Here is a 1,411-nt window from a genome sequence, read left to right on the forward strand (position 1 = left end):
ACGGCATCCCCCTGTTCGCCAGCGAGATAATTCCGGTCCATTCTGTGTTCGCTCTTGAGGTGTCCAATGACGGGTTCGACCGCCGATCGTCGTCGCATCTGGCGCTTGATGGCGGGCGTGAGACGGCGCTTCTGGCCACTGGTGAAGACCCTCAGCTTGTGACTTTCGGGAGCATTATGGCCGCGGTATCCAGCATCGGCCAGAATGCGGGAGAGCTCGGTGCCAATCATCTTTTCCAAATCCGGAATGACGGTCGCGAGCGTGTGGCCATCGTACGGATTGCCGGGCAGCGCCGCTGCGTGCAGGGCGAACTGCCCGCCCTTTGAACGGTTCAGTGTTGTGGCCACGGACACCTTCACTCCGAACTCATAGGGCTTGTGCGCCTTRCCTTTACCAATGCACTCGACCTCGTCGGCATGCAGGCTGTAGATCTTGCGGCCACGCTGACGTTGCCGCTGCGCGATGACCGTTTTTGCCTGATAGAGCGACCATTTGAAGATCGCGTCGAGTTGTTCGTCGCCGGCGATCTGACGTTCGACGTCGCGAACGGTCCGGCCGAGATAGGTCTTCAACTTGCGCAGCGCCTTGCCGGCCCGTTTGAATTGCTTCGCATGAGCGTAGCGCTGGTGCTGGATCAGGGCGAATTTACCGACCCGAATATAGGTCTGGCGCAGATCAAGCCCCATTTTCTTCGCCAGCCGCACCAGCCGTTCGCGCGCCCGGTGAATAAGCTTGGCATCCGTCGGGAACATGACGTTCTTCGGTTGAACGGTCGTGTCCACGATCACCTGCCGCGTATCCTGCGGCTTCATCGCGCCTGTCTTGACGGCCACGGCCAGGCTCTCCTGCAAGAGCGCGCCGATCCGTTCCTCGCCCATGCGCTGCCGCCAGCGCGTCATCGAGGAGCGGTCGAACGATAGTTCGTGMCGAAAGAAYTCCTCGCCGCAGAGGTACTGAAAGTAGGGGTTCTCCACCCAGCGCTCGCACAGCGCCTCGTCCGACAGGTTGAACGTGTGCTTCAGAATGGCCAGCCCCGCCATCAGCCGCGTCGGCAATGGCGGCATGCCAGCTCCGTCCGAATAGACCGTCCCAAAGCGGGCTTCCAACACAGGCCAGTCAATAGCCTGCGCCAGACGCACAAGTTCGTGCTTCATGTTGATGATCTGGTCGAGCCGGGATCGGAATAAATCCTGTTCACCCGTTTGGCGCCGTTCGCGTGGTTTACCCATTCCTGGCTCTCCGATTCACCGCGATAAACCCAGTGAATCTGGAGGGTTCTGTGAGGTCCGAGGACGGGATCTCTCCAAACGAAAGGCCCCGACGGACCTCATTGAAGCCTGATTGAGCGAAGGCGCGGGAAGTTTGGCGCTATGGGGAAAGTAACAATCGGGCTGGCGTGAAGTGGTCGATG

Annotated in this window: 1 protein-coding gene; it reads right to left on the reverse strand. The window is 60.1% G+C overall.

Annotation, left to right across the window (positions count from 1 at the left end; translation table 11 throughout):
* Positions 1 to 1,229: IS5-like element ISRsp18 family transposase (locus AC1DE4_RS31685; protein ID WP_477884747.1), on the reverse strand; the 1,229-nt coding region annotated here is incomplete at its 3' end.
* Between the last annotated feature and the right edge of the window lie 182 nt (positions 1,230 to 1,411).

This window comes from Rhizobium sp. 10N414, assembly GCF_056394785.1.